Origin of the sequence: Salegentibacter tibetensis (assembly GCF_020164485.1) — a bacterium.
GTDB lineage: Bacteria > Bacteroidota > Bacteroidia > Flavobacteriales > Flavobacteriaceae > Salegentibacter > Salegentibacter tibetensis.
This window is the reverse complement of sequence record NZ_JAIQZA010000026.1, coordinates 18,680-45,102: the sequence shown is the minus strand read 5'-3', so window position 1 is coordinate 45,102 and position 26,423 is coordinate 18,680. Positions and strand designations below refer to the sequence as shown.

21 protein-coding genes and 1 tRNA gene are annotated in these 26,423 nt (G+C 36.3%); 6 read left to right on the top strand and 16 right to left on the bottom strand.

The genetic code is table 11. From position 1 onward, the window contains the following. Positions 1-155: 155 nt before the first annotated feature. The 5 genes from LB467_RS13390 to LB467_RS13370 form a co-directional block, all read right to left on the bottom strand. Positions 156-671 (bottom strand): OmpH family outer membrane protein, encoded by a 516-nt coding sequence (locus LB467_RS13390; protein ID WP_317196371.1) that lies wholly within the window; start codon positions 669-671, stop codon positions 156-158. Positions 672-897: 226 nt separating this feature from the next. After that, positions 898-1,731 carry a class I SAM-dependent methyltransferase gene (locus LB467_RS13385; protein WP_224474551.1) on the bottom strand — a complete coding sequence of 278 codons (834 nt, stop codon included), beginning with the start codon at positions 1,729-1,731 and terminating at the stop codon, positions 898-900. 72 nt (positions 1,732-1,803) lie between these two features. Further along, entirely contained in the window at positions 1,804-3,675 is a 1,872-nt protein-coding gene (mnmG, locus tag LB467_RS13380) for a tRNA uridine-5-carboxymethylaminomethyl(34) synthesis enzyme MnmG (RefSeq protein ID WP_224474550.1), read from the bottom strand. Positions 3,676-3,695: 20 nt separating this feature from the next. Continuing rightward, positions 3,696-4,115 (bottom strand): rRNA maturation RNase YbeY, encoded by a 420-nt coding sequence (gene ybeY / locus LB467_RS13375; RefSeq protein WP_224474566.1) that lies wholly within the window; start codon positions 4,113-4,115, stop codon positions 3,696-3,698. After that, complete coding sequence (locus LB467_RS13370; protein ID WP_224474549.1) at positions 4,108-7,368, bottom strand: hypothetical protein; 3,261 nt, start codon at positions 7,366-7,368, stop codon at positions 4,108-4,110. Before LB467_RS13370 ends, ybeY begins: the two co-directional genes overlap by 8 nt. Positions 7,369-7,485: 117 nt before the next feature. Between LB467_RS13370 and gltX the strand changes: the two genes are divergently transcribed. Then, complete coding sequence (gene gltX / locus LB467_RS13365; RefSeq protein WP_224474548.1) at positions 7,486-9,003, top strand: glutamate--tRNA ligase; 1,518 nt, start codon at positions 7,486-7,488, stop codon at positions 9,001-9,003. Between the two features lie 236 nt (positions 9,004-9,239). Further along, positions 9,240-10,202: an SPFH domain-containing protein gene (locus LB467_RS13360; RefSeq protein WP_224474547.1), complete on the top strand. Its 963-nt coding sequence runs from the start codon at positions 9,240-9,242 to the stop codon at positions 10,200-10,202. Between the two features lie 183 nt (positions 10,203-10,385). Here LB467_RS13360 and LB467_RS13355 read toward each other — a convergent pair whose 3' ends face one another. The 4 genes from LB467_RS13355 to LB467_RS13340 all read right to left on the bottom strand — a co-directional run bounded on the left by LB467_RS13355 (position 10,386) and on the right by LB467_RS13340 (position 13,176). Beyond that, on the bottom strand, positions 10,386-10,619 hold the full coding sequence (locus LB467_RS13355) for a DUF6327 family protein (protein WP_224474546.1): 234 nt from the start codon (positions 10,617-10,619) through the stop codon (positions 10,386-10,388). A gap of 5 nt (positions 10,620-10,624) precedes the next feature. Next, a complete protein-coding gene (locus tag LB467_RS13350) occupies positions 10,625-10,975 on the bottom strand; it encodes a phage holin family protein (RefSeq protein WP_224474545.1) in 351 nt (116 codons plus the stop codon). Positions 10,976-10,985: 10 nt separating this feature from the next. Then, positions 10,986-11,360, bottom strand: coding sequence for a YtxH domain-containing protein (locus tag LB467_RS13345; protein WP_224474544.1), 375 nt, complete (start codon positions 11,358-11,360; stop codon positions 10,986-10,988). A gap of 139 nt (positions 11,361-11,499) precedes the next feature. Then, positions 11,500-13,176: a glutamine--tRNA ligase/YqeY domain fusion protein gene (locus tag LB467_RS13340; protein ID WP_224474543.1), complete on the bottom strand. Its 1,677-nt coding sequence runs from the start codon at positions 13,174-13,176 to the stop codon at positions 11,500-11,502. A gap of 436 nt (positions 13,177-13,612) precedes the next feature. On the opposite strand from LB467_RS13340, the gene folB reads away from it, so the two are divergent. Next, a complete protein-coding gene (folB, locus tag LB467_RS13335) occupies positions 13,613-13,969 on the top strand; it encodes a dihydroneopterin aldolase (RefSeq protein WP_224474542.1) in 357 nt (118 codons plus the stop codon). Between the two features lie 146 nt (positions 13,970-14,115). Then, positions 14,116-14,189 (top strand) — tRNA-Cys (locus tag LB467_RS13330). 32 nt (positions 14,190-14,221) lie between these two features. On the opposite strand, the gene LB467_RS13325 is transcribed toward LB467_RS13330, so the two are convergent. The 3 genes from LB467_RS13325 to rnr all read right to left on the bottom strand — a co-directional run bounded on the left by LB467_RS13325 (position 14,222) and on the right by rnr (position 17,920). After that, positions 14,222-14,920: a LysE family translocator gene (locus LB467_RS13325; protein WP_224474541.1), complete on the bottom strand. Its 699-nt coding sequence runs from the start codon at positions 14,918-14,920 to the stop codon at positions 14,222-14,224. 30 nt (positions 14,921-14,950) lie between these two features. Then, the gene (locus LB467_RS13320; protein ID WP_224474540.1) at positions 14,951-15,622 is read right to left on the bottom strand and encodes a head GIN domain-containing protein; all 672 of its coding nucleotides are present in this window, start codon (positions 15,620-15,622) and stop codon (positions 14,951-14,953) included. 108 nt (positions 15,623-15,730) lie between these two features. Next, on the bottom strand, positions 15,731-17,920 hold the full coding sequence (gene rnr / locus LB467_RS13315; RefSeq protein WP_224474539.1) for a ribonuclease R: 2,190 nt from the start codon (positions 17,918-17,920) through the stop codon (positions 15,731-15,733). Between the two features lie 1,111 nt (positions 17,921-19,031). Here rnr and rpiB point away from each other — a divergent pair. After that, the gene (gene rpiB / locus LB467_RS13310; protein WP_224474538.1) at positions 19,032-19,466 is read left to right on the top strand and encodes a ribose 5-phosphate isomerase B; all 435 of its coding nucleotides are present in this window, start codon (positions 19,032-19,034) and stop codon (positions 19,464-19,466) included. Between the two features lie 626 nt (positions 19,467-20,092). Further along, positions 20,093-20,530: a GNAT family N-acetyltransferase gene (locus LB467_RS13305; RefSeq protein WP_224474537.1), complete on the top strand. Its 438-nt coding sequence runs from the start codon at positions 20,093-20,095 to the stop codon at positions 20,528-20,530. Here LB467_RS13305 and LB467_RS13300 read toward each other — a convergent pair whose 3' ends face one another. The 4 genes from LB467_RS13300 to LB467_RS13285 all read right to left on the bottom strand — a co-directional run bounded on the left by LB467_RS13300 (position 20,531) and on the right by LB467_RS13285 (position 26,375). Continuing rightward, a complete protein-coding gene (locus LB467_RS13300) occupies positions 20,531-22,165 on the bottom strand; it encodes a S41 family peptidase (RefSeq protein WP_224474536.1) in 1,635 nt (544 codons plus the stop codon). It lies immediately after the preceding gene. Positions 22,166-22,198: 33 nt separating this feature from the next. Continuing rightward, complete coding sequence (gene rnpA, locus LB467_RS13295) at positions 22,199-22,579, bottom strand: ribonuclease P protein component (protein ID WP_224474535.1); 381 nt, start codon at positions 22,577-22,579, stop codon at positions 22,199-22,201. 240 nt (positions 22,580-22,819) lie between these two features. Continuing rightward, positions 22,820-24,667, bottom strand: coding sequence for a M1 family metallopeptidase (locus LB467_RS13290; RefSeq protein WP_224474534.1), 1,848 nt, complete (start codon positions 24,665-24,667; stop codon positions 22,820-22,822). Positions 24,668-24,701: 34 nt separating this feature from the next. Beyond that, positions 24,702-26,375 carry a S8 family peptidase gene (locus tag LB467_RS13285; RefSeq protein WP_224474533.1) on the bottom strand — a complete coding sequence of 558 codons (1,674 nt, stop codon included), beginning with the start codon at positions 26,373-26,375 and terminating at the stop codon, positions 24,702-24,704. Positions 26,376-26,423 lie beyond the last annotated feature (48 nt).

The window sequence follows — 26,423 nt, the reverse complement described above, 5'->3', positions numbered from 1 at the left end:
ATATAAAAACTGTCTCAAAAATAATAACTTCCGTCACTGCGAGGAACGAAGCAATCTGCAATTAGTAGTAATCCATTTAGAGATTACTTCACTTCGTTCGTAATGAGGTTGAAATTTATTTTGAGACAGTTCTTCTTAAGAAACTCAGAACCTAATTAATTCTGATTATATTTCTCATTTAAATTATCAAGGATTTCCTGGGTAAGATCCTTACCGTCCTTTGCGTACATAATGTTAGCAGATTCGTTAGATCCAAAAATATAGGTATAACCATTCTCTTCACCATACTCGGCAACATAATCCTTTACTTTATTTACAATAGAATCTATAACAGCATCGCTTTGTTCTCTAAGTTGATTACCCTGCATTTGTTGTTGCTGCTGAATCCTTTGTTGCTTTTGCATTAATTCCTGTTCCTTTTCCTGGCGTTGTGCCTGGGACATAGAATTCATTTCTTCCTGGTAAGCCTGTACTTCCTGCTGGAATGTTCTGGCAATAGAATCTAATTGTCTCTTTACAGAATCTGATTTTGTTGTAAAGTCAGCTTCCACATCCTTCATTTCTTTGTACTCCTGAATTAGTTTTGTGGTATCTACATAAGCTGTTTTTTCCTCGTTGCAGGAAGTAAGTAAAACAGCTACTACCAAAATCATTAAAAGTTTTTTCATCATTATTATAATTTGTTTAAAGCAAATGTATGAAAGTTAAATTTTCGAGGTAAATGAAAATTGAATAATAAACCTGTATAGCAATTTATTATATTAAAAAACCGAATCATAGATTTTACTAATGAAAAATGAATTAAACAGGATGAATTTAACGAATTTTCTCTTTTAAAACCACCCAGCAGTCCATTTTGGAACCAAAGTGCCTTTAAACAAGCTTAAAAGGCTATTTTTAGCTTTTCTGAAAGAAATATACAAGAGAGGAATACTCTGAAGTGCTTTGCGCCTTCAAATTTGATTTCAGGCCCAAATTGAAAGCTTTAAGGAAATTTGACTTTCCGGTTTTGTTTTTTTCTGAAAGCAGGCTCACATAAAACGAATCGAAAACCAGAGGTTTGGTTTCAATCTTTTTAAAATTATGTTTTTTGAATAATCCCGAAATTCCATTTTGAGAAAAATGCCAAAGGTGCCTGGGTACATCGTAAGCGGCCCAAAATTCTTTATAATACTCCGCATCAAAACTTTTAAAATTCGGAACAGCGATCACCGCTATTCCATTCGGTTTTAACAATCGCTGCAATTCTTTAAGTTGAAATTCCAAATCCGGTACATGTTCTAAAACATGCCACATAGAAATTACATCGAAAGAATTTTCTTTAAAATAAGATAATTCCTGCCGTAACTCTATTCCCTTTTCTAAAGCTAATTTTCGAGCGCCTTTGTTTGGTTCAATTCCTGAAACATTAAAATCTTTCTTTTTTGCAGCAAGTAAAAAATCTCCCGTACCTGCTCCAATGTCCAGAATTTCACTTCCGTTAGAAAATTCCAAAATCCATTTTAGCTTTTCTGCAAGCATATAATTTTTTACACCGCGATAAAGTTTATCGGTAAAAGATTTTTTAGAATCGGTATGAGAAATATAATCTTCACTTTCATAATAAGCTAAAAGATTTTTCGGTTTGGGAAGCGTTTCCAAAATCTCAAAATCGCTTCGCATTCTCAATCGAAATTCCTCTCCAGAAACTAAATGATCTTTACATTTTAAATGAAAATCTTTATCTGTCATAGAAGAATTTTGATCGGTGTTTTTTCAAGGTAGATTTAAAAATAAAATTTGTTCCACGTGGAACTATTAAAATTATCTCCCCATATAGACAAGTAAAACGGAAATATCATTCGGACTTACTCCGCTAATTCTTGAAGCCTGGGAAATTGAAATCGGTTGAACTTTATTTAATTTTTCACGTGCTTCAAAAGACATAGATTTGATTTTTGAGTAGTCAAAATCATTAGGGATTTTCACATCCTCCAGCCTGTTCAATTTATCGGCATTGTTTTTTTCCTTTTCAATATACCCTGAATATTTTATCTGAATTTCGGTCTGCTCCAAAATCTCATTATTCAAATTATGCTCCTGAATGTATTCTTCTACCCCCGGGAATTTCCGAACATCATTCATCGTAATATTTGGGCGAGAAAATATTTTAAAAATCTTATCGCTTTGTTTCATCAAAGCAGAATTATTCGCTTCCAAAACCGGATTTGAATCTTCGTGGGATACACTTTTATTCCGAAGGAATTGTACAAAATTAGAAGACTTTTCTTTCTTCTCCTCCATTTTTCGCATCCGCTCTTCGGTAGCTAAACCAATCTTATAAGAGCGCTCGGTTAATCTAAAATCAGCATTATCCTGCCGCAATAAAGTTCTATATTCTGCACGAGAGGTAAACATTCTATATGGCTCCTCAGTTCCTTTTGTAATAAGATCATCTATAAGAACCCCGATATAGGCTTCGTTTCTTTTAATGATAAATTCTTCCTTTTCCTGAACTTTTAAAGCAGCATTTATACCCGCCATTAGTCCCTGGCAGGCGGCTTCTTCATAACCAGTAGTTCCGTTGATTTGTCCGGCAAAGTATAAGCCGTCAACAAGCTTTGTTTCCAAAGTATGCTTCAACTGTGTTGGTGGGAAATAATCGTATTCAATGGCATATCCAGGTCTAAAAAATTTCACATTCTCAAAACCGGCAACAGAACGCAAAGCTTTAAATTGAACATCTTCCGGAAGCGAGGTAGAAAAACCATTTACGTAAACTTCAACCGTATTCCAGCCTTCTGGTTCTACAAAAAGTTGATGACGGTCTTTATCAGCAAAACGATTTATTTTATCTTCAATACTCGGGCAGTATCTTGGTCCAATACTTTTAATCCTACCGTTAAACATCGGCGATCTTTCAAATCCGTCTTTTAAAATTTCGTGTACTTCCGGAGAAGTATAAGTCATATAACAAGACCGCTGTTTTTTTAACGCTTGAGTTTCATCTAAAAAGGAAAATTTAGAAGGTTCTTCATCTCCGGGTTGCTCAATCATTTTGGAATAATCCAAAGATCTTCCATCAACTCTTGGAGGAGTTCCGGTTTTCATTCTGCCCGATTCAAAACCTGCATCAACCAGATCCTTTGTGATTCCGGTTGCGGCTCTTTCCCCGGCTCTACCACCACCAAAATTCTTATCGCCGATATGAATTAAACCGTTTAAAAAAGTACCATTGGTTAACACTACAGACTTGGCTCGAATTTCCAATCCTAAAGATGTCTTTACTCCTTTTAGTTCATTTCCTTCCATAATAAGTCCGGCGACCATTTCCTGGTAAAAATCGAGGTTTGGTGTTTGTTCCAATCTAAGTCTCCAATGCTCGGCAAACATCATACGATCACTCTGTACCCTCGGACTCCACATTGCGGGTCCTTTAGATTTATTGAGCATTTTGAATTGAATGGCACTGGTGTCACTAACCAATCCGCTGTAACCTCCCATCGCATCAATCTCACGCAAAATCTGTCCTTTTGCAATTCCGCCCATTGCGGGATTACAACTCATTTGCGCAATATTTTGAAGGTTCATAGTTACCAATAAGGTTTTAGAACCCAAATTTGCAGCTGCAGCTGCGGCTTCGCTTCCTGCGTGCCCCGCGCCAACTACAATAACATCATATTCATCTTCGAACATAAAATCTCATCTTTCTAAATTTATTGTTCCACGTGGAACAATGCAATCTTGTCGTCTTCCTTCTGTCGCATTTCTTTGGCTTCACTTTCAGATTTATCACCATATCCGCACAAGTGCAAAATACCGTGAATCATAACCCGTTTAATTTCTTCGGAAAAATCAACATCATACTCCTTAGCATTTTCTTTAACGCGATCTGTGCTTATAAAAATATCACCGTGTAATTCATTTCCTTCAGAATTATCAAAAGAAATTATATCGGTATAATTATCGTGGTCCAGAAATTTTAAATTGATCTTGTACAAATAGTGATCATCACAAAAAATATAATTGATCTCGCCAAGATCTTTCTCCTCCGATGCAATAACCTCCCTGATCCATTTATCAAAAGATTTTTTATCTTCTAATTCAAAATCATTTTCCGAATAAAAATTAATTATTGGTTCGCTCAAAATATGTCTTAACTTTCTGTTTATAAATTTCGCGCAAAGGTAAGCTTTGTCTGTTTAAAATTTCGATAGAATTGAAATATTCTTTAGCCTTAATACTTTGATCTTTACCTGTATTATCAAAGTCCTGAACATTGGTTTCAGACTCCCGTTTATTATTTTCTCCCTGTTGCAACCTGGCATTTTCAAACTCCATCAATTCATGTTCCAGCTGTTGCAATTGTTGAAGGTTTTCAGGATCAAATCCTTTATCAAGAAGTTGCTCCTCTGCTACCTTCATCTGTTCCTCCATTTGTTTTCCTTGTTGTGAGCCCTCCCTCTTATTCAATTCCTGTAAACGCTGCCTTAGCTCCTGCTGATCTTTATAAATTTCGAAAAGGTCTTCCATTTCACCTTCTCCCATTCCTTTACCGGGTTTCTTACCTTCGTTTTGCTGACCTTTTTGTTGTTCGCCTTTTTCCTGAAAATCCTTATTAATTTCCTGCTGTTTTTTAATAATATCCTGAAGTTGAAAATCGGAATCTTCACCCTCCCCTTTTCCCAATTGAGGGTTGGCTTGTTGCTGCATCATTGAAAGAATTTCACTGAGCATATACGCCAAATCATTCGACCCGGTCACAACATACTGCTGGCTCGCGGTCCCCTGTGGTAATTCATTTTCAGCGAGTCGCTCCAGGGATTTATCTATGTCAAATTCAATGTCGGTAAGGTTTTTAGTGATATCTTCTGTAATCATAGGATTGTTAAGAGCCAAAGAATATAAACTATCATCTATATGCCTGAAATTTTCTCTTAAATCACTTTGCCTTCTTAACTTGGCAGCATAACCGGGATTATTCATTTCTATCTTACTGAAATCTACAAGAAGGTCTTCCTGCTGAAAAGAAAAGGTAACTAAATTATCAAGAATTTGTCGAAGGGTTTCAATATCGGCTTTTAATTCCTCTCCACTTTGCTGCATAGAAAGTTGTTGTAATTTCTCGCTCATTTCCTTCATTTGTCGTGCAGCGTTCTTTTGCTTCTCTTTAGCTTTCTTAAGTTCTCTTTTTTCTAAATTATCCTCAGCATCATTCAGCTCGTTTCTTATACTTTCTTCATCTACATCATCACGAGGTAAGTCGGTAGGTTTTTGCAGCTCATTATTATCCTTTTCCAGTTGGTTCATTTCCTCCTGAAATTCTTCAAATTCTTCCGAAATTTCTTTTTGCTCATCTAAAGTATCATCATCAGAATTTTCTGACAATTCATTTTGTTTCTCTGAAAGTTTATTCAAATCCCTGACCAGTTTTTGGAGCTTTTCTTCTACATAATAGCGCTTGGTTAATTCTAAAAGTTGTTCCAGGTTTCGCTCTTCACTCTGGTTTCTTTTAGATAATTCTTCTAACTTCTCCCCCAATTCTTCCCTATTAATCTTGTCAGCAATTTCCTGCAATTCTTTAAGCAATTCTTCATTCTCTTTTAATCGTTCTTCATTCCTGTCCAGACGATTTTTTAATTCATCTTTTTCCGAAGAATTTGAATTTAATTCGTCCTGTTCATTCTCGAAACTTTTCTTCAGTTTATCAGAATAATTACGCATCATTTCAGATTGCTGCTTTTGCCGCTGGATAAAATTTTCTAGTTTTTTACGCTGATTATAATCCAGGTTTTCATTCTCCTTCTGCAAACGGTTTAATTCATTTAATTCTTCTTCAGAAGATTTAATATCCTTTAAACTTTCACTCAAATTATTAATGGATTCGCCTTGCTGTTTTAACTTTTCCTCCTCGATTTCATCTGCTGTTTTTCTTCGGAAACTAAAGGTCGAACTCTTGGTTCTTTTTGATCCATTAACCCCATCGTTATCCCAAAGCTGAAAATAAAAATTATAGGTTTCTCCGGGTTTTAAGTCCAAATCACCCGGAAAAGTATAATGAAACTCATCAAAAGTAGTTTTGGAAATCGAAATTTCCTGTTTTTTAAGACTATCTTTTTTATTTTCAATATAATAAACCAGGTTTAGCCGGTTTAGTCCATAATCATCAGATAGTTTCCCGTAGAAATATTGTGTGCTATTATCTATACTATCCAGTTTTTGCTGAATTTCCATTTCCGGGTATTGATCTTTAATAACACGGATGGAATAATCCAAGGCTTCAAAGTTTTTAATCGCATTATTTGATGTACTCACACGGTAATCCATACGGGAATAAACAGACTGTGAATATCGAAAATCGGTGTTTTCTGCGGAAAGTTTTACGAGCGAATCTTTAGTTGAAAAATTTATAATTTCGGTATTTCTGGTATTAAAGTTCCAGGTGATCTTTGTTCCTTCCGGAACATTTACATTTCCGGTTCCGCTTAAACTATCATCCACTTTTCCTATATAATCGGGATAATCAAATTTCATATTGAAATCTAAAAGTTTCGGTACTTTTAGGGTTTCAAGTTTAAACTCTTCCGAAGAAATTCCATTAGCACTCAACCTAAAATTTACATCATTCTGAAGCCGTTTAAAAGTATATTCAAAACTGCCAGGCGCGATTTGTTTAAGGAAATAGGTTTGTCCGATATAAGAAATTTCAGGTTTTTCTGGAGTAATATTTCCTTCGGTTTTTACCAGGATTTTATATTCAGCATTCTCTCTCACCTTTAAAGAATCATTCAAAATTAAAAACCTGAACGGCGCGGGAGCTTCAAAAGCAGTATTGTGTCTAGCTAAGCGGTCTAAGGGTGCCCCGACAAGATTGATATTTCCGGTAACTAAAAGTCCTAAAATCAAGATAAGGGGAAATAAGGCATATTTCAAATATTTATTGTTCTCCTTATAGTCTACCGCACGGATAAAAGGAACTTTATTTAATTGCGCCGATTTTTGTTCAATGCCAGCCAGTAATAATTCAGATTGTTGTGCATCCTTTTTAAGCTGAAGTACATTCAGTAATTTATCGTTTACTTCAGGAAAATGAGCACCGATAATTTTTGAAGCTTCTTCATCATTTATTCCCTTAGAAAATTTAAAAAGCTTCGCTAATGGAATTAGAATAAAATATCCCAGAAGCATCATCTCTACCCCAACAAAAATCCAGAATAGAAAAGTACGGCTAGCGGGATCTAACCATAAAAAATGTTCAATAGCCAGAACCGCAAGAAAATAAAGCAAGCCAATGGCCAAAAATAAAATAAAGCCTTTCAGCAATTTATTCAGGTAAAATTTCCTGATAAACGCTTCGAGTTTTCTTCTAATCTGTTTGTAACTTTCCATAATTGAGGCTTAAAAATACAACAATTTTAGCGGAGTAATTTATCATGGGATTGGTAATCTACACATTAGGTTTCGTTTAATAAGGTTGTATCTTTGCTGTTAAAAACAAAATTAGATATGTCAGCTAAAGTTCGCGTGCGTTTTGCGCCAAGTCCAACCGGCCCTTTGCATATTGGCGGGGTAAGAACAGCTTTATATAATTATTTATTTGCCAAAAAACACAATGGTGATTTCGTATTGCGTATTGAGGATACCGATCAAAACCGTTATGTAGATGGTGCCGAAGATTATATTATTGAATCCCTTAATTGGTGTGGAATTCCCTTTGATGAAGGTCCAGGAAAAGAAGGGGATTACGGCCCGTACCGCCAGAGTGAGCGCAAAAATATGTATCGAAAATATGCCGAAGAACTTATTAAATCCGATAATGCTTATTACGCTTTTGATACGGCTGAAGAACTAGATGCGCATAGAAAAGACCACGAAGAAAAAGGAAAAACTTTTATCTACAACTGGCACAACCGCCAAAAATTAAAGAATTCTCTCGCACTTTCTGAAGATGAAGTAAGAGATAAATTAGATGCCGACGAGGATTATGTGATCAGGTTTAAATCTCCTGAGGACGAAAACCTTCATATTAAAGATGAAATTCGCGGCGATATGGAAATTGACACCAGTACTTTAGACGATAAAGTTTTGTTTAAAAGTGATGGAATGCCAACCTATCACCTGGCTAATATTGTAGACGACCATTTGATGGAAATCTCTCACGTTATTCGTGGTGAAGAATGGTTGCCTTCCCTGGCGCTACATTTTATGTTATATCGTGCTTTTGGTTGGAATGCCCCTAAATTTGCGCACTTGCCGCTTATTTTAAAGCCACAGGGAAAAGGAAAATTAAGCAAACGTGACGGTGATAAACTCGGATTTCCGGTTTTTCCATTAGAATGGAAAGATCCAGATTCAGGAGAAATATCTGCCGGATATAGAGAAGATGGCTATTTTCCTGAAGCAGTTACTAATATGCTGGCCTTTTTGGGTTGGAACCCGGGTACCGAACAGGAATTCTTTAAATTAAATGAACTTGTTGAAGCTTTTGAAATAAACCGTGTTCATAAAGGCGGAGCAAAATTTGATCCTGAAAAAACCAAGTGGTTTCAGCAACATTATATGCACGAAGCCGATGAAAAAATAGTTGCTGAAAAGCTTGAGAAAATACTACAGCAAAAAGAAATTGAAGCTTCTTCAGACTATGTTTTGGAGGTAGTAAAACTGATGAAGGAACGTGCTGTTTTTGTGAATGATATTTGGGATCAGGGTTATTTCTTCTTCGTTGCCCCTACTTCTTACGATCCTAAAAATTCCAAAAAAGCCTGGAAAGAAGGAACGGCCGATTTAATGCAGGAGTTAATAAATATTCTGAGAGAGCAGGAAAACTTTGAAGCCGAAGCATTACAGGCAAAGGTAAAAGCCTGGATCCAGGAAAAGGAAGTCGGTTTTGGAAAAGTAATGCAACCTTTTAGGTTAGCCCTGGTTGGTGCTATGCAAGGCCCCGACCTATACGAAATCGCCGAAATGATTGGAAAAAAAGAAACCATTTCCCGTCTGGAAAATGCGATAAAGACTTTAGGATAAAAGAGTTAACTAATACTTTTAAAAGTAGGCTATTTAAAACTACTTGATTTTCGGTCGTCATTGCGAGGAACGAAGCAATCTTTACAATTGGAGAGATTGCTTCTCCCGATAAGAATCGGGATCGCAATGACGTTTGAAATGTAGTTTCAAACAGCCTATTTTTTGTTTTAACCAATATCGTACAGCTAAGCAAAGTTTCACTATCTTGGAGAATAATCAACTTATATTCTTCAATTATGTTAGGCTACATTTTTCTTCCGCTTATTATCATTTTATTCTTTGTTATTGTATTCAGTGGTATCTTCACTGTCCGGCAACAAAAAGCCGCTATTTTAGAGCGTTTTGGAAAATTTAAAGCCATTAAAAATTCAGGATTACATTTAAAGATTCCTATTATAGATCAAATTGCCGGCAGGATTAATTTAAAAGTACAGCAACTGGACGTTCTGGTAGAAACCAAAACCAAGGATAATGTATTTGTAAAGCTTAAGATCTCGGTACAATTCCAGGTAATTAGAACGAATATTTATGACGCTTTTTATAAACTCGAAAGTCCGTCAGATCAAATTACTTCCTATGTTTTTGATGTTGTGAGGGCTGAAGTCCCAAAAATGATTTTAGATGATGTTTTTGAAAGAAAAGACGATATTGCCATCGCAGTTAACCGTGAGCTTAACGAATCTATGCAGGATTATGGCTACGACATCATTAAAACGCTTGTAACAGACATTGACCCCGATGAGCAGGTAAAGCATGCAATGAACAGAATAAACTCCGCAGAACGCGAGAAAGTAGCTGCAGAATACGAAGGGGAAGCCGAAAGAATACGAATTGTGGCCAAGGCACGTGCCGAAGCTGAAAGTAAACGTTTACAGGGACAGGGAATCGCCGATCAAAGGAGGGAAATTGCCCGCGGACTCGAAGAAAGTGTAGATGTATTAAATAATGTTGGGATAAACTCGCAGGAAGCTTCTGCTTTAATAGTGGTGACGCAGCATTATGACACGCTACAGGCAATTGGTGAAGAAACCAACAGCAATCTTATTTTATTACCAAATTCACCCCAGGCTGGAAGCGATATGCTTAATAATATGGTGGCTTCATTTACAGCTTCCAATCAAATTGGGGAAGCGATGCGTAAGAAAAATGAAGAAATTGAACAGGAGAAAAAGAATAAGCCTGATACAAGACGCAAATAATTGCAATCTCAGTTTACCACATGGGTCAAAATTATTGAATAAAAAAGGTTTGAAGGTTTATTTTCTATCTCCGTCAACCTGAACTTGCTTCAGGTTCTAACATGTTAGATTCTGAAATAAATTCAGAATGACCTATGATTTTAAAAATAAACTCTCAAACCTTTATAATATCTCTAAGAATCTTTATTTCTTTACTGAAGCGGTTACCTTTTTTAAACCGGTAAGCTTCGTTACAGCTTTAAGAATTAATGCTTTTTGCAAGATAGATCCTACCATACTTCCCATAAGAGATAAAGGAGATAGGGCACTTTTAGTGCGCTCTATATTCAATTTTATCTCCTCCCGGTCTATTTTGGTTTGCAGTTTCAGAATTTTTAAATCCCTATCAATTTCTTTAAATGAACTATACTCCTTCATATCGCTTAGTCGTTAAAAAATTTTCTCGAAACTTTTACCAAAAGCATTTTTTCAATAGGTTTTTTTCCGAAGATTAGGATAAGGAGGAATAATAGAAAATAGAATCCGCCAACAATAAAGTAACCGGAACTTGGTGAGCCTATAGCCTCACTAATAAGAATTGCAACGGCTACAGATAGCAAGATCATGGCAAAAATGATAAAAATACCCAGCAAAAGACCCTGCACGAGACCGATGGCCCCTTTCATGGCTTGTTTAAAGAACTTGAGTTTATAATATTCGGCATTGCTATGCGCAAATGCCTTCAAATTATAATTTAACTCATCAATACTTCTGGATAGTTTTTCGAATGCCATACAAATGCTTCTATACTACTGCTTTATTAGGTTGGTCTTTAGAATCTCCGCCTTTACCATCTTTCTGTAGTTTGGCATTTTGCTTTCTAAGCTCTTCTAATTTAGTTTCCATTGCAGTAAGAATATCATCTGCTTTATGACTCGCTGAAGAAAGTGTTTCTTCTAAGCGTGCTTCAAAATCTACACGAGCTTGTTTAGCTTTTTCGGTTAGATTAGAAGAAGTCTCAGTATACTTTTTATTTAATCTGTCCTGAGCCTTCTTAGACTCGTCTTTTAATTTTTTGCGGGTTTCTTCTCCGCTATCTGGTGCATATAATAGACCTACTCCTGCTCCAATTGCAGCTCCGGTAATTAATGCTAATAGTGTACTTCCTGTATTTGCCATAATAGTTTTTGTTAGTTAAATTAATACTAAACCCAAAGATACAAGATGGGTTAAGGCTATGCTGTTAATAACCGGTTAATATGTTAAAATCCTTTACTAAAATATTCTTAAAAACCCATATAACCAAATGGATTACAGCTTATTTAATTTTTGACCAGGAATCTCTAAGTGTAACCGTGCGGTTAAAAATAGGATTTCCTTCTTCTGATTCCTTATCTACACAAAAATATCCTATTCGCTGAAACTGAAATTTATCCTGAATTCCCGCCGATTTTAAACTTGGTTCCACAAATCCTTTAATAACATCCAGGGAATTTGGGTTAACGAATTCCATATAATCTTTCTCCTTATCGCCATCTGGATTCTCTACGCTGAATAAACGGTCATATAGTCTGATTTCGGTTTCTAAAGCGTGTTTTGCAGAGACCCAGTGTAAAGTTCCCTTCACTTTTCTCTTAGATTCTTCGGTACCACTTCCACTTTTACTTTTTGGATCGTAAGTACAATGGATTTCAGTAATATTTCCTTCGGAATCCTTTATCACATCCTCGCCCTTAATGATATAGGCATTTTTTAACCTTACTTCTTTCCCCAGGGTTAACCTGAAAAATTTTCTGTTTGCACTTTCCTTGAAATCTTCCTTTTCAATATAAAGTTCTCTTGAAAAAGGGATTTCCCTGCTTCCCGCCGACTCATCTTCCGGATTATTTTCAGCTTCCAGCCACTCTTCTTTTCCTTCTTCATAATTGGTAATTACCAATTTTACAGGATCTAAAACGCCCATAACTCGAGGAGCAGTTTTATTAAGGTCTTCCCGTGCACAAAATTCTAAATGTGCAACATCAATCATATTTTCACGTTTTCCAACTCCAATAGAATCGGCAAATTTCCTGATAGAATTTGGTGTATAACCTCTTCTTCTTAATCCGGAAATTGTTGGCATCCTAGGGTCGTCCCAGGAATTAACCACGCCTTTTTCTACCAGTTGCATCAGTTTACGTTTACTAACAACTGTGTGACTTAGATTTCTACGGGCAAATTCCCTTTGTTTGGGCTTTAATTTGCCTTCTTTACTTACTTTTTCAACAAACCAGTTATATAATTCCCGGTGAGGTAAAAATTCCAGCGTACAAAAAGAATGTGAAATACTTTCAATAAAATCGCTTTCCCCGTGGGCCCAATCGTACATAGGATAAATTTTCCAGTTATCCTTGGTGCGGTGGTGGCTTTTATGCAAACAACGGTACATCACAGGATCGCGCATTAGCATATTTGGCGAAGCCATATCTATTTTTGCGCGTAAAACGTGTCCACGTTCGGGGGTTTCACCGTTTTTCATTTTCGCGAAAAGTTCAATATTTTCTTCTACGGAACGTTTTCTATATGGGCTTTCTGTACCGGGTTCAGTGGGGGTTCCCTTTTGTTCTGCTATTTCTTCTGAAGTCTGGCTGTCTACATAAGCATCTCCATTTTTGATCATTTCAACAGCCCAGTCATACAACTGCTGAAAATAATCTGAAGCATAACATTCTTTTTCCCATTTAAATCCGAGCCATAAAACATCTTCTTTTATGGCATCTACAAACTCCTGCTCTTCTTTAATAGGATTGGTATCGTCAAAACGAAGGTTTACGGGAGCATTGTATTTTTCCCCCAAGCCAAAATTGAGACAAATAGAAGATGCGTGACCTATATGAAGGTAACCATTGGGTTCAGGAGGAAACCTGAATTTCAGTTCTTCTCTTTTGTGCGTAGTTTGAAGGTCTTCTTCTATAATTTGCTCTATAAAATTGAGCGATTTTTTTTCTTCAGCCATAATTTATTAAAATCAAGAACCTCTGGGAAGAGGTAAAAATCAGACATTTATTTTAAATTTCGAATAATGCTCGAAATATTACTCCCTTTTGCGGGAATAATGCGCAAAGTTACCAAAAAATAGGTCGCTTAGGCCAAGCTTTAGCCTAAAGGAATAATATATTTCCTTTTAAGAGTATTTATTATGGAAGTTATTACTGAAACAAAACTTGCTTTGTAATACCAGAAGCAAATCTAATTTTTATAAAAATTATTACCGAAAAACTTATTCCTTAAAAATTGATATAAAGCACCTACCCACTTATCTTTGTAAACTCCTCGAGGCAAGATCACGAGGCATTATTTAAAAATGTATTTTGAATTCGAGGGTAATCTGAATGATTCGGGCAGGCCTCGGAAAATTTAAATCTCGATTATCGAGTAAAAAAAATAATCTTTTGGGAAGTATTAAATTAAAAAACATCAGGGTTTTTGCCTATCACGGCTGCCTGGATGAAGAAGGAAAAATAGGAAGCGATTACCGTGTAGACCTTAAGGTAAAAGGCGATTTGTCACATTCGGCTAAAACCGATGCCCTGGCAGATACCATAGATTACGTTCATTTAAATAAAATTGTAAAGGAAGAAATGGCGATTAGGTCTAAACTTCTGGAAAACGTGGCGGAACGTATCCTAAAACGGGTGTTAGAGGAGATAATTTTAGTACAAAAAGCAAAGGTTGAAGTTTCAAAAATCAATCCGCCGATTGGCGGAAATGTAGCAATGGTTAGTGTAATTAGAAGTATATCGCGTTAAATTTTGTTCTACTGAAAGAGATTTTAGAATTTAAATTTGTTGACAATTTTTCTTTATTTTAAACTATTTGAATCTTCCTGAAGCGCGTATGTTAGTTTTATTTTTTAAACTTAAAATTTTTACTACATTTGCCAACCCTTAAATAGGGCATCGTGGCCGAGTGGCTAGGCAGAGGTCTGCAAAACCTTGTACAGCGGTTCGAATCCGCTCGATGCCTCCAAAAGCTCCCAATTCTGGGGGCTTTTTTTATGCTTAATTTGTTATGGTATCGCTGGGAGTAATGGTTTCAATCTGTTCTTTAATGCCATTAACCTGGTTTGGGAAAAGGCCCTGGAAAATAAGCATTCCACCAAAAACTATCAGTAAAACACTAATACCTTTTTTCATAATATAAATTCGGGTGGGAGTAAGTTTTCGGTTTAATTTTTTAGCCAGCAGGATTTTAAAAACGTCTAAAACGAGATAAGTTCCTAAAACACTTCCAAAGAAAACCACTATTCGGTTTTGCTCCATTTCTAATTTTGGACCAAAAATGATAATTAATCCCAGCCAGAATCCCAAAACTCCAATATTTATGAAATTCAGTAGGAATCCCTTTACGGCTAAACCCATATAATCGCTTTTGCTGAGTTTTCTGATCTCTGGGGTATCATCTTCCTGCCGAAGCACCTTTTTAGTCTGTACAAAGCTCATAACACCGTAGGTGGCCAGAATCATACCTCCAAAAATGAATAAAGCGGGATCGTCCTTAATGCTGGCAAGTAGTTTGGTAGTACTTAAATAGGCGACAAACAGGAATACAATATCGGCTAAAATAACACCTAAATCAAATGCAAATGCGGCTCTAAACCCTTTAATAGCAGCGGTTTCCAGCAGTACAAAAAAGACTGGGCCAAGTAAAAAAGCTAAGAAAAGACCTAAGGGTAGGGCTGCTAATACATCCTGAAACATACAATTGTATTATTTTACAAATGTAGACTTTTAGTTCTTTCTAATCACTTTTCCACCGAACATGGTATTTTGATCTATGGTCTTTGGGTTACCATAAACATTTACAGTACCTCCTGCCCTAACCTTTGCCTCTACAAGTCCACTGGCTGTAATATCTGCAACTCCACCAGCTTTAATGCTAATTTCGGTATTTGTGGATTTTAGGTTTTTAGCGAAGAATTTTCCACCGGTATTAATGCTTATCTCCTGATTTTCCGTATTTCCTTCCACCTCGATTTCGGCCCCGGTATTAGCATCTACATAGAGTTTACTAAGATCTACATCAGCAAAAATATCGGCGCCTTCTGAAGCATTTAAATGAAGAAATTCCTGTTTCAGAATAGAATCAATTTTTATCGAAGCATTTTGCCGGGCATCTATTTTCTCCAGTTTTTTAAACTGAATTGTGATTTGAGTATTATCATTACTAAGAATTTCATCTATACTCATCCTAACTTTTAAGATCCCGTTATCTATCTTGAATTTTACATCAGTTCGGTTTTCTCCGGTTATTGTAGCCTTATTTTGGTTCGCTTCCTTTAAAATAACCTCCAAACCGTTATAGACTTTAATCTCCGTAAAATCTCCCAGCTCCTGGGTAAGTTCCTGAGCGCTTAACATACCAACACTCATAAAAAACAGTGCAAAAAGATATTTTTTCATCGCTATAATTTTATATTTACGTCAAGCTGAACTTGTTTCAGCTTCTAATATGTTTTGTATCTCAACAACTTAGATCTTCTCGCCTATGCATCAAAAATTAAAGTCAATTTATTCTTCTTTTTTACCGATTAGGGTAAAATCAAGGTGTCTTTTCACTAAATCGGCATTTTTAACTTTTACGATAACTTCATCTCCAAGCTGATAAGCCTTTTTGGTCTTTCTGCCCACAATTGCGTAATTATCGGCATCAAAATCATAATGATCACCTTTTATGTCTCGCAGGCGAATCATTCCTTCGCATTTATTTTCTACAATTTCAACAAAAATTCCGAAATCGGTTACCCCTGAAATCACCCCAATAAATTCCCTATCCTGGTGATCTATCATAAATTTCACCTGCATATACTTAATAGAATCTCTTTCAGCATTAGTAGAAAGATTTTCCATCTGGCTGGAGTGGTGACATTTTTCTTCGTATTCGTCTTCTTTTGCGGAAGGTTGATTATCTAAATAACGTTGCAATAAACGATGCACCATTACATCTGGATATCTTCTAATTGGCGATGTAAAATGGGAATAGTAATCGAAAGCTAAACCGTAATGACCAATATTTTCTGTGCCATAATAGGCCTTGCTCATTGTTCTGATAGTAAGCGTATCTATTAAATTTTGTTCTTTCTTACCCTGAACATCCTGAAGCAATTGGTTTAAAGAAGAAGAAACGGTTTTCCTGTTTTTAAGGTTTAAACCATGCCCAAACCTGGAAACCAGACTATTTAAAGAAACCAGTTTTTCCTCATCTGGTTCGTCGTGACAACGGTAAATAAAGGTTTTCTTTTCATCTCGTTTTCCTATGAATTCAGCAACTTTTCGGTTAGCTAAAAGCATAAATTCTTCAATAAGCTTATTGGCATCTTTGGCGGTTTTAAAATAAACACCAATCGGTTCGTTTTCTTCATCCAGTTGAAATTTAACTTCAACTTTATCAAAAGATATAGCTCCCTGACGCATTCTTGCTGAACGCATCCTTTTTGCCAGCTTATTCATAGTTAATACGGCTTCAACTATTTCATCTTTCACCGTATAGCCTTGGTCCTGAATAGAAACTTCCGCAGGAATTTCTCCCTTTTCAGTATCTATAATTTGTTGAGCTTCCTCGTAGGCAAATCTTGCATCAGAATAAGTAACGGTTCTACCGAACCATTCGTTAACCACTTTTGTATTCTTATCTATTTCAAAAACTGCAGAAAAGGTATATTTTTCTTCGTTTGGTCTTAAAGAACAGGCATTGTTAGAAAGTACTTCGGGCAACATTGGCACTACGCGATCTACCAGGTAGACCGAAGTTGCACGTTCGTAAGCCTCGTCGTCTAAAATTGTTCCCGGTTGCAGGTAATGCGCAACATCGGCAATATGAATTCCAATTTCTACATTTCCATTATCCAGTTTTTGAAAACTCAAGGCATCATCAAAATCCTTGGCATCTTCTGGATCTATGGTAAATGTTAACACATCACGCATATCGCGACGTCTTTTAATTTCTTCAGGTTGAATTGAAGTATCTATCTGATCGGCAAAATCCTCTATTTCCTTCGGAAATTCATGTGGTAAACCATATTGTGCAAGGATAGAGTGTATCTCGGTATTATGCTCCCCGGGAACACCTAAAACCTGAACTACTTTACCAAAGGGAGAATCAGCTTTTTCTGGCCATTCTTCAATCTCAACAACAACTTTATCGCCGTTTTTAGCATCTCCCATTTTGTTTTTCTGAACAAAAACATCGGTATACATTTTTGGATCGCCAATAACCACAAAACCAAAATCCTTTTGCATATCAAGAACACCAACAAATTCGGTTCTTTTACGCTTTAAAATTTGGGTTACTTCTCCTTCAGATTTTTTATTGCGTTTGCGATTGTAGATATAGATTTCTACTTCATCACCGTTAAATGCGGTATTTAGATCTTTTGGCGATATAAATACATCGTCATCCAGTTCATCTACCAAAGCATAGGCATAACCTTTAGTGGTCATATCTATCACTGCGCGGTAATAATCGTTGCTTTTCCTACTTATTTTAAATTTTCCGCGTTCCTCTTCTTCTATCTGCTTTTTAGCAGCTAACTGGGCTAATTTCTTAATAATATTATTACGACTATTAGCATCGTTAACACCAAGTTTAGCGGCAATTTGCTTATGATTAAAGGTTTTTCCAGGTTCCTTTCTAAGGATATCTGTAATACTTTTGGTAAGGTCACCCTGGTGTTGGGATTTATTTTTATTCTTTTTACTCATTTCAATATTTAAAGTATAAAATTACGGCTTCTGTGTTACATGAGCTCTATTTGCGATTAAAGTTTTGTTAAGCGCTCTGAAAATTATTCTCTTAAAGAATATTTTCACATTTAATTAACATAATTTTCAATCTGGGTATAAACCCCCGTTTTTTGTCAGATAACAATAAAAGCAATTTTCAATCTTAATTTTTTCTTAATTTTAATTTAAAGTTCTCGCTGCATTTTATTCTCATTTTTGTAAGGTTAGTTTATCAGTTTACTATGAATAAAGCTAAAAAAATATCGTTTATTTTCTTTGCTATTTTCCTACTCGGGTTGATAGTTTTTATCGCGTCCATTAATATTTCCCTAAATAAAAAAAGCCAGATAAATCTTGAATCAGCTCAACTTTATATGGAACACAGTATGAGTTATTCTGAAGAAACAATTTATTATTTGAATTAATTTAAGTTTCTGTTTTTCAGTAATTTAAGAATTAATATTTTTCATATAATAAGCATAAGAAAAAGACTTAATTCATTTCCAGACTTTTATATTCCCAACAAATAAAACTTTAAAAATCAAATTACAATTTTATAGATAGCACTCAATGTTATCAACATTATATATTATTATCTTTTTTTCTTCTTTTTATAAAAATTAAAACTAATGATGATTATAGGCTGTTAACTTGTAGAACAATTTTTTTAAGCTTTGTTTGGTTTTTAAGTTAGCTTGATTTGGTAACAACTTATTAACATACTTCTAAAACTCTAAAAGTCTGGAAATCTTACTATTTTAATATTTACTTAACAAAAGTTAATAAGTGAATTCCAATATTAAATCGGGATAACTGGAAAATAAATTACTGTTTACAACCTGTTTTTATATGCTGATAACTTCTCCAAAAGTAACCGACTTATAATTTGATTTACTCGGTAATATTTTGCTATTGAAATTTAAATTGAATACCGCAAATAAGTTTGTCAGTTTCTCATCAATGCTTATCCACAATACTATGTCAATACTAAAGCCTTGATTTTAAAGCTTATTTAAAAAGTAATTAACAATTGAAAACAGTGCTGTTACTAAGTGGTTTTTTTACCTTTGCTGCAGCTAAAACCTTAATTATGAAAATTGCAATAGGAAACGATCACGCCGGTACAGGATACAAGAAAAAAGTAGTTGATTATCTAAAAAACAAGGGTATAGAAGTTATTAACTATGGTACTAACAGTGATGATAGTGTAGATTACCCAGATTTTGTGCATCCGGTAGCCGATGATGTTCAGAATAAAAAAGTAGACTTTGGTATTATTATCTGCGGAAGTGGTAATGGTGCTAATATGACAGCTAATAAACACCAGGGTGTACGTTCTGCTCTATGCTGGATGGGAGAGATCACTAAATTGGCCAGGGAGCATAATGATGCAAATATATTAAGTATTCCGGCGCGTTTTGTATCTGTACACCAGGCGGTGGATATGGTAGAAATCTTTTTGGAAACTCCTTTTGAAGGTGGAAGACACCAAAAGAGAGTAGATAAAATTCCGGTTGAAAATTAGTAAGAATATTTAATTATAAAAGAGGCCGTCTAAAAAGTCTAATTTCGTCAAGCTGAGACCCGTGATAAAAAAATTACCTAGCGGAGGAAAATGACATTTTCGAGCAAAGCCAGTTTTAAACTCCGTGTGTGAGTGTAGAAAATCAGCAGCGTTAATAATTTTTGAAAGCTTGTCCTGAGTGGAGTCGAAGGGCCCTGGAAAAAATTTAGCTGCTGATTTGCAGTTTTTTGGCCTTGTTGCCAAAAAAACACCTCCACATAGGGCGCCCTTTTTTGTTTCGTTTTACTTGTATCCGACGAACGCAGTGAGAGGAATACACGCAAAAAATGAAAAATGAACTTCCAAACCAGGTAAGTTTCTTTTTGAATATAGAAATATAAAAACAAACCTAAATATCAGGATTTTAGAAATACGTCAATGGTAACCTGTTTCAGACTTTATCCCGAATTTACTTCGGGATTCTAACATGTATGTGTTACCCATAACTTAGAACTCCGAACAAATTTTGGAGCAAGCTCTGAAATAAACCCGCCTGAACGGACGGGCAGGTTCAGAATGACGATTTAAAAAGCCTTTTAGACAGGTCTTTTCTTTTTTAATTTTGAACAAATCTACTTTAAAAAAATATGGAAATTCTTTTAAAAACATTTAATGAACTTAGTCTTGAAGAGCTTTACCAGATACTACAACTTCGCTCTGAAGTATTTGTGGTAGAACAGGATTGCGTTTACCAGGATATAGATGGCAAAGATCAAAAAGCATTGCACGTTCTGGGACTCAAAGAAGGAAAAGTTATTGCTTATACCCGCTGTTTTGATAAAGGATTTTACTTTGATGAAGCTGCCATTGGTCGTGTGGTAGTAAAGGAAAATCAAAGGAAATTTGGCTATGGCCATCTTATATTAAAAGCTTCAATTTTAGCCATTGAAGAACGTTTTAAAACCAATAATATTAAACTCTCCGCCCAGCAATACCTAACCGATTTCTACGAAAGCCACGGTTTTATGCAAATTGGGGAAGGTTATCTGGAAGACGGAATTCCACATATCGCGATGGTTAAATAATTATTGCAAAATCTGTGAATAACGCTGTGTATCATTTAAAATTGACTTGGCTTCCAGGATCTCAGGATTGTGATCTATGTAATATTCATACAAACCTTCTTTGTAGAAATAACGTTTAATAATTTCATCGGTTAATAAACTCACTATTTCGTGTTTTTTATTATCTAATTCTTCTTTTTTCTGCTCATCAATTGTAGTAGAAATACTTTTGTAATGATCTAAAATATCCTGTTCATAACCTTCTTGAGAGGCAGTAGTTAAAAGCTCTTCCAAATCAGCTTCTGTAGCGGTTTGATAGTTAAAGTTTGAAGTTTTCAAAAAGTTTTTAAAACTGTTGAAATCTGCATCGGTAAACTCGAATGATTCAGGATCACTTAATTCATTTTTATAATAATACTCTGTAGCAAAATCAAAGATGGTATTTTCAGCGAGCAAGGCGTTAGTGATATTGCTGTATTCGGAAGTTTCCAGTTTTACATCGGGAGAAATTCCGCCGCCATCAAAAACGCTACGCCCTTTGCGGGTTTTAAACTCGTTGTAATCGTCTGCAGTGCGTTTTATGGCTTTTCCTTCTTCATCCCTTTCAGCATAATTAAGTGACTGTATACACCTTCCGCTAGGGGTGTAATAGCGCGAAATGGTAATTTTTAACTGGGTGCCATATGCTAGCTCTTTAGGCCGCTGCACAAGACCTTTTCCAAAGCTGCGCGCACCAACAACCACTCCCCTGTCTAAATCCTGGATTGCACCGGCTACGATCTCGCTTGCAGAAGCACTACGCCCATTTACCAGAACCACTAAGGGAATTTGCGTATCTACAGGTTCTTTTTGGGTTTGGTAAGCCCTATTGTATTTTTCTATAACCGATTTTGTGGTGGTGATCAACTCGCCTTTTGGTAAGAAAATATTACTCACATTTATGGCTTCGGTCAACAAGCCACCTGGATTTCCCCTGAGATCAAGGATAATTTCTTCTGCCCCCTGATTTTTTAAATCTTTAAGTGCCCTTATGGTTTCGGAAGAAGCCTTGGCATTAAAGCGGGAAAGTACAATATAACCGGTTTTTTCATCCAAAAGTTCATAAAACGGAACTGCTTTTAAATTAATGGCGCTACGGTTAAGATCTGTTGATTTTATTTCTCCCTGGCGACGAAATTTAATGTTGATTTGAGAATCTGGAGAGCCGTTAAGTAGTTCTCCAACATCATCGGTATAATCGGCTACTTTTATTCCTTCAATTTCAATAATCTTGTCTCCCGCTTTTAATCCGGCCTTATCGGCGGGATAACCTTTGTAGGGTTCCATAATAAGCAAAGCATCTTCAATTACCTGCACGGTGGCGCCAATGCCGCTGTATTCACCAGAATTATTAATCCTGGCCGCTTCAACATCCTGTTCGTTCCAGTAATTGGTATAGGGATCCAAATCTGCCAGCATCGCTTTAATCGCGGTATCCATTAAAGCTGCTGGATTGGTTTCTTCAACATAATTCATGTTGATTTCCTTAAAAAGCGTGGTAAAAATTTCAATTTGTTTGGCGATCTCAAAAAAATCAGATTTAAAGCCAAAACTGCTGAATATAAGTGTAGCACCCAGCGTAATTACCGCAATTTTTTTGGTGAGTTTCTTTTTCATTTTGAATATTTTTTAAGCGGATTTATAGAAAAATCAGCGTAGTTTATTTTGTTCTTCCTTAAACTTCTCCATCACTTTTATCATTGCCTTATTAAGCTCTTCGAGGCTAATTTCGTCCCTGGAAATATAGATAAACATCAACGCGTAAGGTTTTGGAAAGTTGCTGGTTACAAGATACTTATTTTTTCTGAAAGCTTCCCGCATCAGTCTTTTAATCCGGTTTCGGCCAGCAGCGGTTTTTACCAGTTTTTTAGGGACAGATACCCCGGTTTTAAAATTGGTAATTTCAGGGTTTGTTATGGGAAGATAGATGAGTTTTAAAGGATATTTTTTAACCGATTTCCCTTCCTGAAACAAAATATCTATCAGCTTTTTGCTCTTTAGTTTTTCGTCTTTTCCAAAACTTTCATCCATAGCTCAAAAGTAAGCTGATTATATTAATTGTGCTAACCTCAAGCTGAAGTTGTTTCAGAGCCTGTTCCGAAATTTGTTCGGAGTTCTAACAGCTTAGATTCTGAAACAAGCCCGTCTGAACGGACGGGCAGTTTCAGAATGACGAAACAGGAACAGGTAAAATTTTTTTCATAAAAAAACCTCACAGAATTTAAAAAACTGTGAGGTCTAAATTTATAATTTAAAAATATAGAAATACTACTACTGCCCTGCTTCTGCTGAAGTTTCTTCAGCAGTATATAGGTTGTTGTCCCTGTTTACATCTGCCATTAGCTGAGATTCGTCTATTTCAATACTTTCTATCTCGCTGAGTGGTTTTTCTATTTTCAACTCGTAAGTTGGATACGCCCAGGCCCAATCGTCTGCAACTGTCCAGTTTTCGTGTTCTGCCGGTTTTTCCCAACGCATCATTTGCAACGGAATATAGATCATTTCTTCTTCACCATTTGTATAACGTACAGTAACATCTATAGGCATTGGCATCAATTTATGACGCTCTAAGGTCACTTTAGTTGAATTTTCATCAGCTTTGGTAACTTCTTTAATTCCGTAGTCTATAGTTGCAGTAGTACGCGTCCAGTCATTTAAATACCAGTCTAATTCTGCTCCTGAAACCTTTTCAGCAATTCTTATAAAATCGTTAGGCGTAGGATGTTTAAATTTCCACTCGTCATAATAACGTTTAAGGGTTTTATCGAGATTATCTTTTCCTATGATATATCCTAACTGAGCAATAAAAACAGCACCTTTTGAATAAGCAGCAGCTCCATAAGCGGCATTTAGGTCATATCTGTCGGCCTGTGTGGTTTGTGGTTGTTCAGCGCCAGAATTAGCCAATTGCATATATCCACGGTAAGAACCCGTATGAGGATTATCAGCATAAGTTTCCATTACCTGGTTCATAGCAGCGCTGGAAATATAGCTGGTAAAACCTTCGTCCATCCACTCGTGTTTGCTTTCGTTTGTAGCCATTAAATGTTGAAACCATGCATGTGCCAATTCGTGTGCGGTAACACCTACAAGACTTCCAAAGTTACGTTCTCCGGTGATTAAGGTTAACATGGCATATTCCATTCCGCCATCACCACCCTGTACCAAAGAGTATTGATCCCATGGGTAAGGCCCAATATTTTCATTGAAAAACAACAATAAATCTTCAGTTTTCTCCTGAAGGTTTTTCCAGTTTTCCTTTATTTCATCATTGTTTTTATAGAAAAAGTGAAGCACAGTTCCATCCGCAGCAATTCTTTTATCGTGAATATATTCAGGATCTGCAGCCCAGGTAAAGTCGTGTACTTCTGGTGCTAAAAAATGCCAGGTATGTGTATCTCCTTCAGCTTCAACTTCTTCATCGGTATAACCGTGACCAATTTCATCAGGATTTTGAAGATATCCTGAAGCAGCAACGGTATAATCTTTATCAATGCTAAGTTTTACATCAAAATCTCCCCAAACGCCATGAAATTCACGGCCAATGTAGGGCGCTGCGTGCCAGCCTTCAAAATCGTATTCGGCCATTTTAGGAAACCACTGGCTCATAGAAAGTGCTACACCTTCTGAGCTGTTTCTTCCAGAACGGCGAATTTGCTCGGGCACCTGGCCTTCAAATTCCATATTAAAAGTGGCTTTTTCTCCCGGTAAAATAGGTTGGTCCAGCTCTACTTCTAATACAGTTCCAACTTCTTCAAAAGAAAGGTCGTTTCCATTCTGGTAAAGGCTGGATACTCTTAAATATCCTTGCTCCGCTTCGCTTAATTTCGAAATACGATCTCCTACCCTTCTATCAGGGTCTTTTATTGTTAATGAACGTACGTCCATTTCACTTCCCGGTTGAAAAGCATTAAAATATAAATGATAAAAAACACGGTCTAAAGTATCAGGTGAATTGTTGGTGTACACCAATTCCTGAGTACCGGTATATTGAAAGTTTTCAACATTCATATCTACCTCCATCTTATAATCTACGTGCTGTTGCCAGTAACTGGTGTTATTTTGAGCACCTGCCCAGGAGGTTGCTATAAGGGCTATACTTAATAATAATTTCTTCATTTAATTGTGGTTTTTATGATGTAACTAACTTATTTTATTTTGTTTGGGAAGCTAAGATAAGGGCATTATAAAGATTTACCATTTTTCCTGAAACAGATAATTCATTAAAATCTTTAGTATTGTTACGGTCACCGCCTACAATTACTTTCGCATCTGTAGTCAAACCGCTGTCCATAATAATCTGCTTTACTTGAGCTGCACTTAATTTTGGATAAAAAGAACGAATAATTGCTGCTACTCCGGTAACTGCAGGAGCCGCCATAGAAGTTCCCTGCAAGTATTCGTATTCGTTATTTGGAGTGGTAGACCAAATCTTAGTTCCGGGAGCGAAAACATCAACATTTGATTTTCCATAATTAGAAAAATCGGCAACCAGTTTAGAGCCATAATCAAAATTTAGCGCACCAACGGTTAGGAAATTATCTGAAATTTCTTCCGGTGCTTCCGGGTTTTGATCGTTAGGATATACAGTGTTTTCATCTAAGTTAAGGCCTTCGTTTCCTCCTGCATTTACGATTAAAACATCGTTTTCAGCCGCATATTTAATGGCTTCTGTTACCCACTCAGGATTTGGAGAAAAATACTTTCCAAAACTGGTGTTGATCACTCTTGCACCATTATCTACTGCATAACGTATCGCCAGTGCGATATCCTTATCATATTCATCTCCATCTGGAACTGCCCGCAGCACCATAATTTCCACGTTATTGGCAACGCCATTTATGCCGATATTATTATTTCTTTCCGCAGCTATAGTTCCTGCTACGTGAGTACCGTGTTTAATATCTTCTTTATCCTTAGATGGTCCCATAACATTGGCGTTTCCATAATTGGTATCGGTAATATCATAAGGATCATCGCCTACGGGCGCACGACCGTCTAATTCCAGGTTTAAATGGGTTTCTATACGATTGGCATAATATTCAATGCCTTCGTCAAGTTCTTCCAATGCCTCCGGAATATTTTCGTTTACGTTATCCTGAATTTGTTGCAACATAGCTTTATACTGAGCCAACTGGCCTGTAGCTTGCATTGCGCTAAGTTCTTCCTTGGTATAATCTTCTTTTCCTAATTGTGAAGAAACGGCCTGGTGTGCCGCTACAAGTTGTTTTTTTATTTGCTCGTACTGGTTTCTATTCTGAATAGTTTCTTCATACTCCTTTTCGTACTCTTCTTTCGCTTCCTGATAATAAATAAACTCAGCCCTGTCTGCCGTACTTATAGAGCTTGCAGGTTTACCTTCATATTTTGGCTTTAAACGCTTATAAATACGGGTATACTCCATATTTTCTTCCACGGCATCGCCTAGAAAATTCCAACCGTGAACGTCGTCTATATAGCCGTTATTATCGTCGTCTTTTCCGTTACCTGGAATTTCACCGGTATTGGTCCAGATAACGCCCTCCAGGTCTTCGTGCTCTATATCTACGCCGCTATCTATTACGGCTACAATGGTTTTCTGACCTTTGTTGTTTTTAATTATTTCTGAATAAGCTTTGTCTACGCTCATCCCGGGAATAGTATCGTTCATTAGATCGGCACCTCCCCATCCTTTAAGTTGAGTTTCAGAAAGATCGGTGATCTTAAGCGGGATAGAATCTATATTTGCGATTGGGGTAGAAACTATTTTTGGAGAGCCACTTCCGCAGGAAGCTAAAATAAGCGCGCTTCCCATTATTAACGCAGGTTTTAAAAAGGGTATTTTCATTTATTCTATTGAATTTAATTTGCCTTAATGGCTTTTTTGTGTTTTAAG